Raw genomic sequence first — 13662 nt, forward strand, 5'->3', positions numbered from 1 at the left:
AAAGTAATGCACTAATGAACGGAATTATGTATAGACGACTGCTAGTCTCGTAAGTTTAGGTTGGTTAATTTACTAATGGCAATCAGCGCATAAAATGCTTTATTGTAATAAAGGTTTGTAAAGAAGGGCGCGACTAAGTCAGATAATGACTTTATAGCTCATAGTCTTTATGACTTTAGCTAAAATAGTTTGTTGCACAAAAAAGCGAGTAAACGTTAATTTACTCGCTTTTACATAATTAAATATTAAAACTTAGCCATCACTTGTAATCGTATCGATTAGCTCACTAAGTACGGCTTCAGATTTACTTGTTTCTACTTGGCAAGTACCTGCATTTAAATGACCACCACCGCCGTATTTAAGGCACAGTTCGCCAACATTCGTGTTTGAGCTGCGGTTAGTGATTGATTTGCCAACGGCATACACTACGTTTTGTTTTTTAAGGCCCCACATTTTATGAATCGAGATATTGCAGTCGGGGTACATTGCATAAATAACAAATCGGTTTGTGGCGTAAATAGTTTCTTCTTGGGTTAAATCAAGAACCACTAAGTTTTTATGGACGGTAGCGCATTGAGAAATTTGCTCTTTGGCTTTTTCGTTATGCTCGTTATATAAAGCAACACGTTCGGCTACGTCTTCCATTTGTAGGATTTCTTCGATGCTCTGATCTTTACACGCATCAATCAGTTTCATCATTAATTGGTAATTTGAAATTTTAAACTCGCGAAAACGACCAAGGCCAGTTCGCGCATCCATAATAAAGTTCATTAATACCCAATCGGTTGGGTTTAATATTTCGTCTTTTGAAAACTGAGCAGCATCGCCTTTATCTACCGCGTCCATCATTTCAACAGAAATATTTGGAAGTTTTTCAGCGCCGCCATAATAGTCATAAACTACGCGAGCTGCTGATGGGGCTTCTGGATCAATAATATGATTTTTTATGTCGCTTGAGTTACGAACGGTTTCGCTAAGGTGATGATCGAATGCGATGTGACAACCTGCAACGTAGGGGAGGTTGGTGGTAATGTCGTTTTCGGTAATGTCTATTTTGCCATCTTGCATGTCTTTTGGGTGAACAAACAAAATATCGTCAATTAGGTCCAAGTCTTTAAGCAATACAGCACAAACTAAGCCATCAAAATCGCTGCGGGTGACTAGTCTAAATTTATTATTGGGCATAGCTATTCCATTTATTAAATTGAATTATCAATTAAGTGTAACAGCTAAATTTTTTTTTGAGAGGTCAGCTCAAAAAAATTATAAAAAAAAGCCAAAACGTTAGTTTTAGCTTTTGCTAGCAAGTTTGTATGTGTGGCAAATAGGTTATGCGCCTGGGCCACATTCCATACATGAATTTACAATGTCTGGGCCAAATTTAAGTTTGGCATTTAAGTCGCGAAGGGCGGTACGTAACCCTTCTTCAATTACTGGGTGGTAAAATGGCATATCAAGCATTTCTGGTACGGTCATTTTGTTTTGTACAGCCCATGCAAGTAAGTGAGCGATGTGTTCGGCTTGTGGGCCAATAAACTCAGCACCTAAAAATAAGCCTGTACCTTGCTCTGCGTATACTCGCATATGACCTTTGTTTTTAAGCATTACTCGGCTACGGCCTTGGTTTTCAAAGCTGACTTCGCCTACTTCAAAACAACCACATGGGCCTAAACGGTCGGTAATTTGCTTGTAGCTTTCGCCTACCATCGCTATTTGTGGGTCGCTAAATACAGCTGCAATTTTAGCTCTGCGCAGACCTATACGTACATCTGGGAAGCGCCCGGCATTTTGACCTGCAATAGCACCTTGGTCTGATGCTTCGTGTAACAATGGGAGCATGTTACTCGCATCGCCTGCTATAAATATGTTCGACTCACCACATTGCATTGTGTGCGTGTCTGCGTGCGGTACGCCGCGTTCATCAAGCTCAATGCCGGTGTTTTCAAGGCCTAGTTTATCTACGTTAGGTACTCGGCCTGTGGCTGCAAGTACGTAGTCAAACTGTTCGGTGTGTTTTTCACCTTGTTTGTCGGTGTAAGTTAGCTGTGCTTTGTCGCCAACTTGCATCATGTCAGATACGTTTGAGTCGGTATCTACAAAAAATTCTTCAGCAAAAACAGTATTTGCATAGTCTTTTACTACTGGGTCTGTAAGTGGGCCAATTGCGCCGCCTACACCAAATAGTTTTACATTTACGCCTAGTCGGCTAAGTGCTTGGCCAATTTCAAGACCTATTACACCAGGGCCAAATACAGCGACTGATTCTGGTAGGTCATCCCAATCAAATACGTCGTCGTTTATAATAAGTTTGTCGCCAAAGTTATTAAATACGCCAGGGTACGAAGGGCGTGAACCGGTGGCAATTACAAAGCGTTTTGCTGTAATAATTGTGTGGTCGTCTATTTGTATGCGGTTTGTGTCTAAAAATTTAGCGTAACCACGAATTTTATCACCATCTGGTAATTCATCTACGGCTTCTACTACGAATCCTGCAAAACGATCTCGTTCACTTTTAACGCGTGCCATAACTGCTTTGCCATCAATGATAGGCTTTGAGCTATGAACACCAAATGCAGGTGCCATTTCAATTGCGTGTGCAGCTTCAGCGGCTGCAATCAATAACTTACTTGGCATACAACCAACACGTGCACATGTGGTGCCGTATGGGCCTGATTCGATCATTAATACATTTTGTGTGAACTGTTTAGCATTACGATAAGCACTTAAACCAGCAGTGCCTGCGCCTATAACAACAACATCGGTTTGCAATTCTTTCATAGTATTTTTTCCTCTAATAAATAGGGGCATAAAAGCCCCTATTTTTTACCTACTAACGTTAGGTATTTAATTTACTTATTAATTAAGCAAAGTATTTTTCTAAGTCGTCTGAACCACCGATGTGTTTACCACCAATGAATATTTGTGGAACAGTGTCACGACCAGATACAGCTTTTAGGCTTGTTAGTGATGCGCCTGCACCCATAACAATCTCTTCATATGCGAAGCCTTTTTCTGCAAGAAGCTCTTTTGCTTTTTTACAGAAAGGACAGCCAGGTTTAGTAAAGATGCTTACTGGTTCTGGTTTAGCTTGCTTAGGGTTGATGTAATCAAGCATTGTGTCTGCGTCAGATACTTCAAACGGGTCACCTGGTAAATCTGGTTCGATGAACATTTTGTCAATCACGCCATCTTTAACAAGCATAGAGTATCTCCAGCTGCGCTTACCAAAGCCTAGGTCGTTTTTGTCTACTAACATGCCCATGCCGTCAGTAAATTCGCCGTTGCCGTCTGGTAATAAAGTAATGTTTTGCGCTTCTTGATGTTCAGCCCATGCGTTCATTACAAAGGTATCGTTTACTGATAAACATACAATTTCGTCAACGCCGTTTTGCTTAAGTACGCCTGCTAATTCGTTGTAACGTGGTAAGTGAGTTGATGAACATGTTGGTGTGAATGCACCTGGTAGTGAAAACACTACAACAGTTTTACCTTTAAAAATGTCATCTGTTGTTACTGATTTCCAATCGTTATTTTGACGAGTTGCAAATGTAACACTTGGGATTGTTTGACCTTCGATATTGTTTAACATAGTTTTTGTTCCTCTTGATTTGTTGATAGCCATTATGGTGAATAATTAAATATAGTTCCAATCGTTTGTTTGTATTAAACTGATAGTTATAAACTATCACGTAGAGCTGAATATGAACTTAAAAGATTTTGAATATGTAAAAGCAATAGCGCAATATAAACATTTTCGCAAAGCTGCCGATGCATGTTTTGTAAGCCAGCCTACATTAAGTGGTCAAGTAAAAAAACTCGAAAATGAGCTTGGCGTTACTTTGTTTGATCGCTCAACCAAGCAAGTTACCTTAACAGCAAAAGGTGAACGTTTGTTGACGCAAATAGAGATTATTTTAGAACAAACGCAAATACTCAAAGAACTTGCTGCTACTTCTAACGAGCCTCTACAAGGTAAATTAACTATTGGTATTATTCCTACCATTGCGCCTTACTTGTTGCCTGCGTTATTAACATCGATGAAAGCGGCATTTATTGATAGCCAGTTTTCGTTTATTGAGATGCAAACAGCAACAATTTTAGAAGCTTTAAACAAGGGTGAACTCGACTTTGCTATTTTAGCCGATGTGCCAGAGCTTATTAATTACCATATGGTTGCTTTATACAAAGAAGATTTTTTAGTGGCGGTATCACACGATAACGCGCTTTCTAAGCATAAAAAAGTAGCGCTGAGCGATCTTCAAGGATGCAGCCTATTAATGTTAAGTGATGGTCATTGCTTTAAAGATCAAGCCCAAAAGTTTTGTTTTTCTGCAGGAGTCGATGTATCTAACCAGTATAAAGGTAATAGTTTAGAAACATTATTAGCGTTAGTGGCTATGGATGACGGTATTACATTTGTACCAAAGTTGGCATGTACCGACCGTGTAGGGATTGATTACTTGCCTATATTCCCTAATCAGCAGCGTAATGTGGTGTTTGCATGCAGAAAGCATTATCCGCATTTATCTGGTGTAGAACAATTGGGCGAGTGGTTATCGGCTCACCCTAATTTAAAAGCTAAATTGAGTAAAAAACTCTAAATATCTTGGCTGATTATTTCTACTACATCGTTAATTTGCACGCCAGGTAGCGGTTTGTCATCAATACTGACTGCTACTGCGGTTTGCTGATAAAGCTGCTCTACGCGAATTTTATTAAGCGTGGTAATAGTGTGCGGCATAACATTACCTGCCGCGTCGGTTAAATAGTTATGGTGCGCAATGCTTAGCATTTGGCCTTTTTTTAACCCATGAGCTTTACCCAAGTTAATAACGATTTTGCTATTTTCCATATGCATTATTTTACCTTGAGTAGGTAAACATGCCATGGCTGCTTGAATGTCATAACTTACTGTTTGGTTGATATCGGTTATGCTTTGCCCATAAGGCGATTGCCAAAACCTATCACTATTAACATCAACTATGGTTGTTTTTTCAAATGGCCAAATTGCTTGAGTATGGTAACTATTTTGCCAAAGTTGCTCATAGGTAGTGCCATCAAATAGTGCAAATTCAATGTTGTAACTGCGCTCATACGCCTCGTCTTGCCAAAATGCATAATCGTTATTGAGTTTGTCGCTAGTCGAAAGGCTGGTTATTTGGCTAAGCAGAACATATTGAGCGTTACTGCGCGAAGATATTTCTTCTAATTGAGCGTTTGAATAGTCGTGCTGCTGCGAAAAGTATTTATCAACGCTTATTGCATTATTATAGTAAGCAATAGGCACTGCGCTCATTTTTGATTTTTGTAGAGAGGTAAAAATATTTTTGCTAATCGCTTTACTTACGTCAAATATTTGACCCATTTTAGCGTGTTCACGATGAACAAGTTGGCTTTGTGTAACGGCCACAAACTTATTAAAGCTATTTTGTGGGCATTGCTCTGTTTGAGAAAAAATATCGAGTCGTAATGTAACGGCAAATTTATTGTCGTATTTATTTTCGCTGATCAGTTCAATTTTTTGAATTTCGCCGTGGCTGCTAATTTTTAGCTGATCTTGCATTAACACGCCATCTACCAGGGTTTGTACAGAGCTAACCCGTGCGCCAGAGAACACTAACGCTTGTGTAATCGCATCTTTTATAGCGGCAGATTTAGCTGCGCTCGTATCACCATTTTGAACGTTCGCGTGACCCGTTGATTCATACCACTGTGCTCTAGTAAAAGGGGAGAAGGTTAATAATGCCGTTACACTTAATCCTGCAAATGCCAATGATAAAAACGACTTCATACTTTTACTCCAATTAAACGTTAGCTATTAACTAGGTAGAGCAAGGACTGTACCAATGTTATTTGGTAATTATTAGGGCGTGTTGATCTTTGGTGGGTGAATTTGCAGCAGTATGTTTGGTTTTTAGGCAAGGCGGAGCCTATGTAGTGTGGTTATTCCCCATGAATAGGCGATAACGCAGCATAAATACCAAACATGCGCTGCCCTTTGGGTTCTTTCTAGGGACGATTAACTCTTTGTTGCTCGGTTTTTACTTAGCCCACTAGGTTACAAACCTCGCGCCGCGATTTAATCGCCCCTAGATTGAACAAATTTCAATCCACAAAGATCAACACGCCCTAGTAATGCTATAAATGGCATTAAACGTGCATATGTACTGCTAATTACTATACAAGGGCTAAATGCTATGCGAGCAATTTCATTACTTATTACACTTGGGTGTTTAACCTTAGGTGGTTGTAGCAGCGTTTTTGATAAGCATGTTGAATATAAATATGTAGAGCCAAATAATTACCCCGTTTTAAAAGCGATAGGGTATGCACCTATTAGCTTGCAAAAAGGCGCTAACGCGTCGCAAAAGCAACTTATGGCAATTAAGGCTTCTAAGCTTGAGGCTTACCGCGAGCTTACTGAGCAAGTATATGGGCAAAAAATTACCGCAGGAACAACGGTGGAAGGTTCAATTGCTCAAGACGATTACCTAGAAAGTAAAGTGCAGGGGCTTATTAAAGGTGCACAAATAATTAAAACTTACGCAGTAGATGACACTTACGTGACCGAGCTTGAGCTTAATATGAAGCGTGTGCACGATTTATACATAGGTGAAGTAAAACCACGCGAAGTTAAAAAAGTAACTTATTACTAAATAGCCCAGTTAATTAAAAAAGTTATTCAAAATATCTCATCCTCTTATATTGAGTGCTATGCTGTTGTTAGGATTAATTTTTAAGCAGATTGCGTAGTGATCAACAGATGTATTTTATTGCCACTTATATTAACAGTGGCTCTGTAAATGGCGTTTAAGCCAACTTATTTAAATCCTAAATTATTTATATGGTGCAAAGCCAATTTGCGCTACCTATTACTGTTTTTTGTACTCTCTAGTGGTGTGCTTGCAAGCCGACTAACTATTCAATTTAATACCTTTATTGAGCTGATGGGTCAAAAATATGGACCTGCGCGAGCGGCTGTTGCACGTAACTGGCAAAGTATGTTGGTACAAACTCAAAACAAACCAGAGCAACAACAAATTCTTATTGTTAATGATTTTTTTGCGCGTAATTTACGCTATCAAACTGATATTTTGCTTTGGAAACAAAATGATTATTGGGCAACCCCTTTAGAAACGTTAGGCAGAGGCCTAGGTGATTGTGAAGATTACGCAATAGCAAAGTATATAAGCTTAAGAGCCCTAGGGGTGAGTGACGACAAGTTACGCCTTATTTATGTAAAAGCAAAAATTGCGGGCACTAACAAAACGCAAGCACATATGGTGTTAGGTTATTTTGCTACACCAAACGCTCAGCCACTTATTTTAGACAGTTTAATAACAAAGGTTTTACCTGCTGCAAAACGTGTAGATTTAAGCCCTGTTTTTAGCTTTAACAGCCAAGGTTTATGGGCTAATAATTCAACCAAAAGTGTAGCCAGCCCAACAGCAAGACTTTCACGCTGGCGTAAAATTTTGGAGCAGACAACCAAAGAAGGAGTTATGTGGTAATGGCATCATTTTCCTTATCTAAGTATCTTAAAAAACGAAAAATAACACTCAGACAAGAGCTGTGGATTGCATTATTAATTGTTATTTTTGTAGGCTTTATAAGTAGTGTTTTAATTAGCACTAATTCGGCTAAAAGTTATTTTTCGACCCAGCTGTATTTAAAAAATGTAGATAACGCCAGTTCACTCGCGTTAATGATCAGCCAATTAGACAAAGACCCTGTTGAGCTTGAATTATTAGTATCGGCTACATTTGATACCGGTCACTATAAGCGAATAGAACTACAAAACCCTAATGGTGAGGTGATTGTTAAACGCACGTTTACCGATGAACTTAAAGCGACGGCTCCGCAGTGGTTTAGAGCAATGTATGGATTAAATGTACAGCCAGGGGTTGGGCAAGTAAATGATGGTTGGCAGCAGTTTGGTACTTTGTTTATAGAAAGCCATAGTCAATATGCTGAGCAAGCCTTATGGGAAAGTGCGCTTAAACTATTTTTTAGTTTTTTAATTGTCGCTTTTTTTGCTTGTATAGTTAGTGCTTACTTTTTAAGTAGGATATTAAAACCGCTAGATGATGTTGTGTATCAGGCTAATGCATTTGGTGAAAAACGTTTTATTAAATCCACCGTCCCTCGTACATTTGAGTTTGCACGTTTAGTGCAATCAATGAACCAATTATCTACCCGTTTTAGCCGTATTATTAAAGAAGATAGTAAACGTTTAGAAGAGCTTAGATTTAAATCGCAACACGATGAGCTAACTGGTTTAGCAAATAGAGAATACTTTGGTGCAACGCTTGAGGCTCACTTACAAAAATCGAAAGATCATGCCCATGGTGCCTTATTTTTATTTAGGGTTGTTAACCTCGATCGCGTAAGTGAGGAAGTGGGACGAGTAGAAATGGTTAACTTTCTACGTCGATTTTCACAGATGTTGGTTAGTTTCTTAGAGAGCAACCAAGAACACTTTTCTGAAAATTACATTGCACGTATTTCTCACAGCGATTTTACCGTTTTATTTAGTGATATTGATGATATTCAAGCAATCAGTGAACGTATTTTATTGATGCATCAATCGTTTGTTGAAGAGTATAAAAACGTTAAGCTAGCGATACCTCACAGCTGTACTTATATTCAAAAAGACGACACGCGATTTGATGTATTAAAGCGTGCGGATGAACTTTTAAAATCATCGGGTAAACAATCTGATGTACAAGCAAAAGTAGCTCAAATCAAGCAAGAAAGTGAGCTGTTTGATAATGCAACTAGCTGGAAAAATGCCATAGAAGAGGCACTCAACAATAATAATTTAGAAATAAATACTTACCCAGTAACGAGCTTTACAGGGCAGGTAATGCAAAATCAATTAGGGTTGAGCCTAAAGCTTGGTGGGCAAGTATACCGTGCTAGTTACTACTACCAGTGGGCTAACCGATTAAAGTTATTAGCGCGTTTAGATTGGGGTTTAATTAAGGCGTTGGTGGCTCATTATAGTATTGAGCCACCAAGTGAACTGATTTCGGTTGAATTATCTGCTCAAACGCTACTTGATGATGCTGCACTTGCTTCGATTCTTACGTACCTTTCGGCGTTTCCTGATTTAGCCTCTAAAATTTGTTTTGATATTCGTGAAAGTATTGCCGTTAGCGAAATTGAGATATTCAAAGATTTTTGTGAGCAGGCACGGTGCATGGGCGCTAAAGTAGCATTAAAACGTGTAGGCACTGAATTTACTAAAATTAATAAAATTCAGGAGTTTGGTCTTGAAATGATTAAGGTTGATAGCGTTTACGGCCACAATATTAGTTACAGCCAAGATAACCAAACATTCCTGCGAGGAGTGTGTACGTTAGCGCATTCTATTGGCATTAAAGTGGTGGCTCAAGGTGTAACAAGCCAAGATGATATAGATACGCTTATTAACTTAGGTTTTGATGGGGTTATTAAAGAGTAAGTAATAGGCATTAACGGTGCGGTTAATGCCCTTTTACAACTAACATTAATTGAATACGGTCGCGTACTTTTAGCTTATTAAATATAGAGCTCATATGCTCTTTAATTGTACGTTCTGTAATATTTAAAGATTCTGCAGCTTGCTTATTAGTTGCACCTGTTACAACAATATCAACTACTTGGCGTTCTCGTTTTGTGAGTACATCAAGCTCGCATGTGCTCGCATATTTAAACGGTGTGTTTGATAAAGCCCCCACTAAGTTAGAGAGCAATTGCCCCGGTAACCATATTCCGCCAGAGCAAATAGTCTCAAGTACTTGTTCGATAATTACTTTAGTAGCGAGTGCTTCTACGTACCCCCTAGCTCCTGCTTCAAGCGCACTTCTTAGTTGATTTATTTCTAGTTCGTTGGTCATAACAATAACCAGTAAACGTTGCTGAGAATACTTTTTAACAAGCTCAAGCCAATTAGGTGTACCGGCCAAAACCCAAATAATACTTGATGCCGTGACTCTGTGTGGTTCTTTTGTGCATATCAAACAACCAGGAAACGCTGTATGCCAGTGTTTCGATTCAAATTCAGGCTGTGTAATAAAAATACTTTGGCGCATTACTTCTCCATTTATAAAATGTTTTAACGCTCTGTCATTGCTTGCGATGTAGCTCTAAGAACCGGTTTTAAAATATACTCAAGTACGGTTTTTTTACCGGTAATAATATCCACTTGAGTGGTCATCCCTGGAATAATAGTTAGTTCTTTCGAAAAATTATTTTTGGTAGTTTTCAGCTGCACTAAATAAAAGGTGTTTTCGCGGTCATCCGTAATTGTATCGGCACTTATATGTAATACTTCGGCTTCAAGGCCACCATATACGGCAAAGTCATAAGCACTAAATTTTATCATTGCAGATTGCCCAGGGCGTAAAAATGCAATGTCTTTAGGTGGTATTTTTGCCTCTACTACAAGTTGATCGTCAAGCGGGACAATTTCCATAACATCACTACCGGGCTGTAAAATGCCGCCAACAGTATTAACTAGTAATCGTTGTACAGTGCCTTTAACAGGAGAGCGTATTTCAGTTTGAGTTACTTTGTCGGCTAAGCCAGATTCGGTTTCTTTAATTGAATCTAGTCGCAGTAGCGCTTCAGAGAGTTCATTGTTCCAGCGGTTGATCATAACGAGCTCAACTTCGGTTACCTTATTTTTAGCTTCGTTAATGGCCGAAAGACTCCTATTTATAACTGCTTTGGTTCTGTTTATCTCGCCGTTTAAATCAACTATTTGACGCTCTAAACGAATAATATCTATATCCGAAATAGCACCGGTGCGTAACAATGGGCGGGTCACTTTAAGCTCCCTGTTTGTTAAGCGTAGCGCGCTGGTATGCTGCTGAAGTGCCGCTTTTGCTTCAATATAATCTTGGTGTCGCTGTTCTAGTTGGCGTTTGTGAATACTTACCTGTTGCTCCAACTCTTGGCTGTTACTCAAATAAAGAGAGCGTTCGTGTTGAACCACCTGAGGTGCATTTTTTATAACATCTTCATTAAATGCGAGCTCCTTTTTTTGAGTGAGCGCTCTGAGCCTTGCAACTTTTGCACTTAACGATTCAACCTTGGATTGATTTTCTCTAAAGCTAGAAATAAAGCGGGTAGGGTCTATTTTAATGAGTACATCCCCCTCGTTTACTATTTGGCCTTCTCGGACATTTATTTTTTCGACCATACCGCCGTCATAAGATTGAATAAGCTGTAATTTATTAGAGGGAATAACACGGCCCTCGCCACGAGCAACTTCATCCAAATTAGCAAAGCCAGACCACACAATAAGGCATATAAACGTTAAACAAATTAGATAAAGTAGTAACCTAGCGCTTGCTGGTTCCTGCTGCATTTTTTCCCACTGTGCATCTACTACCCAGTCTTGAGTATTTGGCGGTGAAATCCATCCTTTAAATAGTTTATTAAATACGGATGGCTTACCTTGTTTTCTTGCTTCTATTGCTTTGCTAACAGATTCAAAAGAGCGTTGTTCAAGTGGTTTTTTGTTATCACTCATGAGGCTTGCTCCACGGTTTTATTATTTAACGCCGCAATTACTTTTTGTTTTGGTCCATCAGCAACTACTTTTCCGTTATCTAAAACTATAATACGGTCAACAAGCTCGAGTAATGATGAGCGGTGAGTCACTACAATTAGGGTTTTATCTTTAGAATAATTTTTTAAATTGTTAATAATTTTACTTTCACTATTGTGATCTAGCGATGAGGTTGGCTCATCTAGTAATAGTATTGGTGGGTCGTTAATTATGGCTCTTGCCATACCTACAGCTTGGCGTTGCCCTCCTGATAATTGGCGGCCTTGCTCGCCTACTTGTAGATCAAATCCGTCTGGGTGCGAATTAATTAAATCAAATAATTGGCTTCGCTCACAGGCTTCAATAATTTGCTCGTCTTTGGCATGCCAAGCGCTTATCGTAAGGTTGTCTTTTAAGGTCCCATAAAACAGGGCAACGGTTTGCGGTACATAACCAATATTATGGCGAAGCTCTGCAGGGTCAATTTGATGTATATCGTTATTGTCCATCAAAATTGCTCCTGAACAGGGTTCATATAGCCCTAAGATAAGCTTTTCTAATGTACTTTTACCTGAGCCATTACGTCCTAAAATTGCAACTTTTTCACCAGCTTTAATTTTAAAGCTAACGCCGTTGAGTGCATTATGAGATTCGTCAGAGTATTTAAAACATACATCTTTAAATTCTATATCGCCCTTTAAAATAGGGTGGCTTAACCAATGCTTACCAGGTGGGCGCTCGACCTCTTTTTCCATAATCTCATTTAGTGATTGCATTGCTATTGCGGCATGATGATATTGCGCTAAAACAGCGGCTGACTGCCCAATAGGGCCCATAGCACGAGATGATAATAAGTAGGCTGCAATTAATCCGCCTTGAGTTAGCTCACCTTCAATAACGAGGTGTACGCCTATTATCATTATTATCACGCCTACACATTGCTGTATCCACGATGCTGTATTTGATATAGAGCTAGAAACGAGTCTGCTTTGTGCGTTTACTTGCGCAATGTAAATGGTCGACTTTTCCCATACAGATTGTGTTTTACACTCTGAGTGAAAGCTTTTTACATCTTCAATATTGGTTAAACTTTCTACTAATACTGCATTTCGCATTGAGCTTGCTTTCATTGTTTGCTCTGAAAGGGCTTCAAGTTTGCGGTGTGCGGCTATAGCGTAAGCTAATAATATAAGTGCGCCCGCTATAATAGGTAAACTTAGAGGTACGCCAATAATGGCGATAACAATTAAATATAAAACTACGAATGGTAAGTCGACTAATGCGACAAGCGTTATGGAACTAAAAAAGTTACGTACAGCTTCAAATGATTGAATATTGCTAGCAAAGGAGCCAGCTGATGATGGACGGTTTTTTAGTTTCATACCTAATACCCGCTCCATAATTACAGCCGATACTTTTACATCTATTCTGCTTGCAGCAAGCTCTACAAAATAGCCTCTTACTAAGCGTAAAACAAAGTCAGCAGTGAGTGCTATCAAAATACCAATAGCAAGTACCCAAAGGGTTTCTGTTGCATGGTTGGGCACTACGCGGTCATATACATTCATTACAAATAAAGGCATGGCAACCGACAAAAAGCCCAACGCAATAGCTGAAATGATTACGTCTTTATAAAGTGAGCGGCACTCTTTAATTACTCCCCAAAACCATCCGTCTTTTGATAGTTTTTCAAGTACAGGTGTTCGCTCATCAAATGCAAATTCTGGTTGTGCATAAATAATTAAACCAACACTGTTGCCTGCTAATTCATCAATGCTTTGTTCGATAACTGATTCGGTAAGCTCTGGGTAAATTACACTCACCAACTGCTTATCGTAATCAATAGAGTTAATAACACAGGCTTGATTGTCTTTTAAAATTAAGATGGCAGGTAGCAGTGCTGTATTAATTTTTTGTAGTGGCTTATTAACTACTTTCGATTTAAAGCCAATGCGCTTAGCTGCGCGCGAAAAACCTGATGGAGTAAGATTTCCATCAGTTAGAGGAAGTCCATTTAATAGTGCTTCTCTTGAAAACTCTTTATCATGATGGCGACATAAAACTGCTAGGCAGTTAACGAGGATGCCACCATGATCAAGTACATCGTTTAATTCCATAAACCA

The 13662-nt window shown here is 39.1% G+C and carries 11 protein-coding genes; 4 read left to right on the plus strand and 7 right to left on the minus strand.

Going from position 1 to position 13662, the window contains the following annotated elements; genetic code table 11:
* Positions 1-252: 252 nt before the first annotated feature.
* The 3 genes from I6E72_RS02230 to I6E72_RS02240 form a co-directional block, all read right to left on the minus strand.
* Positions 253-1185: an exopolyphosphatase gene (locus I6E72_RS02230; RefSeq protein ID WP_024609032.1), complete on the minus strand. Its 933-nt coding sequence runs from the start codon at positions 1183-1185 to the stop codon at positions 253-255.
* A 144-nt stretch (positions 1186-1329) separates the two neighbouring features.
* Positions 1330-2778, minus strand: a complete 1449-nt coding sequence (locus tag I6E72_RS02235) for a dihydrolipoyl dehydrogenase (RefSeq protein ID WP_039484710.1) — start codon at positions 2776-2778, stop codon at positions 1330-1332.
* Between the two features lie 82 nt (positions 2779-2860).
* Positions 2861-3589 (minus strand): glutathione peroxidase, encoded by a 729-nt coding sequence (locus I6E72_RS02240; RefSeq protein WP_010553231.1) that lies wholly within the window; start codon positions 3587-3589, stop codon positions 2861-2863.
* A gap of 112 nt (positions 3590-3701) precedes the next feature.
* Between I6E72_RS02240 and I6E72_RS02245 the strand changes: the two genes are divergently transcribed.
* Positions 3702-4601, plus strand: a complete 900-nt coding sequence (locus I6E72_RS02245) for a LysR substrate-binding domain-containing protein (RefSeq protein WP_197110925.1) — start codon at positions 3702-3704, stop codon at positions 4599-4601.
* Here the strand turns inward: I6E72_RS02245 and I6E72_RS02250 are convergent.
* A complete protein-coding gene (locus tag I6E72_RS02250) occupies positions 4598-5791 on the minus strand; it encodes a flagellar assembly protein FlgT (RefSeq protein ID WP_197110927.1) in 1194 nt (397 codons plus the stop codon). The genes I6E72_RS02245 and I6E72_RS02250 overlap by 4 nt on opposite strands.
* A 406-nt stretch (positions 5792-6197) precedes the next feature.
* On the opposite strand from I6E72_RS02250, the gene I6E72_RS02255 reads away from it, so the two are divergent.
* The 3 genes from I6E72_RS02255 (at position 6198) to I6E72_RS02265 (ending at position 9466) form a co-directional block, all read left to right on the plus strand.
* Positions 6198-6656 (plus strand): LPP20 family lipoprotein, encoded by a 459-nt coding sequence (locus tag I6E72_RS02255; protein ID WP_008168853.1) that lies wholly within the window; start codon positions 6198-6200, stop codon positions 6654-6656.
* A gap of 147 nt (positions 6657-6803) precedes the next feature.
* A complete protein-coding gene (locus I6E72_RS02260) occupies positions 6804-7511 on the plus strand; it encodes a transglutaminase-like cysteine peptidase (protein ID WP_007583156.1) in 708 nt (235 codons plus the stop codon).
* The gene (locus I6E72_RS02265; protein ID WP_197110929.1) at positions 7511-9466 is read left to right on the plus strand and encodes a bifunctional diguanylate cyclase/phosphodiesterase; all 1956 of its coding nucleotides are present in this window, start codon (positions 7511-7513) and stop codon (positions 9464-9466) included. Before I6E72_RS02260 ends, I6E72_RS02265 begins: the two co-directional genes overlap by 1 nt.
* Before the next feature lie 22 nt (positions 9467-9488).
* Here I6E72_RS02265 and I6E72_RS02270 read toward each other — a convergent pair whose 3' ends face one another.
* Genes I6E72_RS02270 through I6E72_RS02280 form a run of 3 tightly spaced genes read right to left on the minus strand, consistent with a single transcriptional unit; the run spans position 9489 to position 13656 of the window.
* Positions 9489-10076 carry a response regulator transcription factor gene (locus I6E72_RS02270; protein ID WP_197110931.1) on the minus strand — a complete coding sequence of 196 codons (588 nt, stop codon included), beginning with the start codon at positions 10074-10076 and terminating at the stop codon, positions 9489-9491.
* Positions 10077-10099: 23 nt separating this feature from the next.
* Positions 10100-11521 carry an HlyD family type I secretion periplasmic adaptor subunit gene (locus I6E72_RS02275; protein WP_197110933.1) on the minus strand — a complete coding sequence of 474 codons (1422 nt, stop codon included), beginning with the start codon at positions 11519-11521 and terminating at the stop codon, positions 10100-10102.
* On the minus strand, positions 11518-13656 hold the full coding sequence (locus tag I6E72_RS02280) for a type I secretion system permease/ATPase (protein ID WP_197110935.1): 2139 nt from the start codon (positions 13654-13656) through the stop codon (positions 11518-11520). The genes I6E72_RS02275 and I6E72_RS02280 overlap by 4 nt, the downstream gene beginning before the upstream one ends.
* Between the last annotated feature and the right edge of the window lie 6 nt (positions 13657-13662).

It is taken from the genome of Pseudoalteromonas sp. NSLLW24 (assembly GCF_015864725.1).
Classification (GTDB): Bacteria; Pseudomonadota; Gammaproteobacteria; order Enterobacterales; family Alteromonadaceae; genus Pseudoalteromonas; species Pseudoalteromonas arctica.

Coding starts and splice junctions, on each gene's coding strand:
- I6E72_RS02230 (WP_024609032.1), bottom strand. CDS start 1,185: ATGCCCAATAATAAATTTAGACTAGTCACCCGCAGCGATTTTGATGGC.
- I6E72_RS02235 (WP_039484710.1), bottom strand. CDS start 2,778: ATGAAAGAATTGCAAACCGATGTTGTTGTTATAGGCGCAGGCACTGCT.
- I6E72_RS02240 (WP_010553231.1), bottom strand. CDS start 3,589: ATGTTAAACAATATCGAAGGTCAAACAATCCCAAGTGTTACATTTGCA.
- I6E72_RS02245 (WP_197110925.1), top strand. CDS start 3,702: ATGAACTTAAAAGATTTTGAATATGTAAAAGCAATAGCGCAATATAAA.
- I6E72_RS02250 (WP_197110927.1), bottom strand. CDS start 5,791: ATGAAGTCGTTTTTATCATTGGCATTTGCAGGATTAAGTGTAACGGCA.
- I6E72_RS02255 (WP_008168853.1), top strand. CDS start 6,198: ATGCGAGCAATTTCATTACTTATTACACTTGGGTGTTTAACCTTAGGT.
- I6E72_RS02260 (WP_007583156.1), top strand. CDS start 6,804: ATGGCGTTTAAGCCAACTTATTTAAATCCTAAATTATTTATATGGTGC.
- I6E72_RS02265 (WP_197110929.1), top strand. CDS start 7,511: ATGGCATCATTTTCCTTATCTAAGTATCTTAAAAAACGAAAAATAACA.
- I6E72_RS02270 (WP_197110931.1), bottom strand. CDS start 10,076: ATGCGCCAAAGTATTTTTATTACACAGCCTGAATTTGAATCGAAACAC.
- I6E72_RS02275 (WP_197110933.1), bottom strand. CDS start 11,521: ATGAGTGATAACAAAAAACCACTTGAACAACGCTCTTTTGAATCTGTT.
- I6E72_RS02280 (WP_197110935.1), bottom strand. CDS start 13,656: ATGGAATTAAACGATGTACTTGATCATGGTGGCATCCTCGTTAACTGC.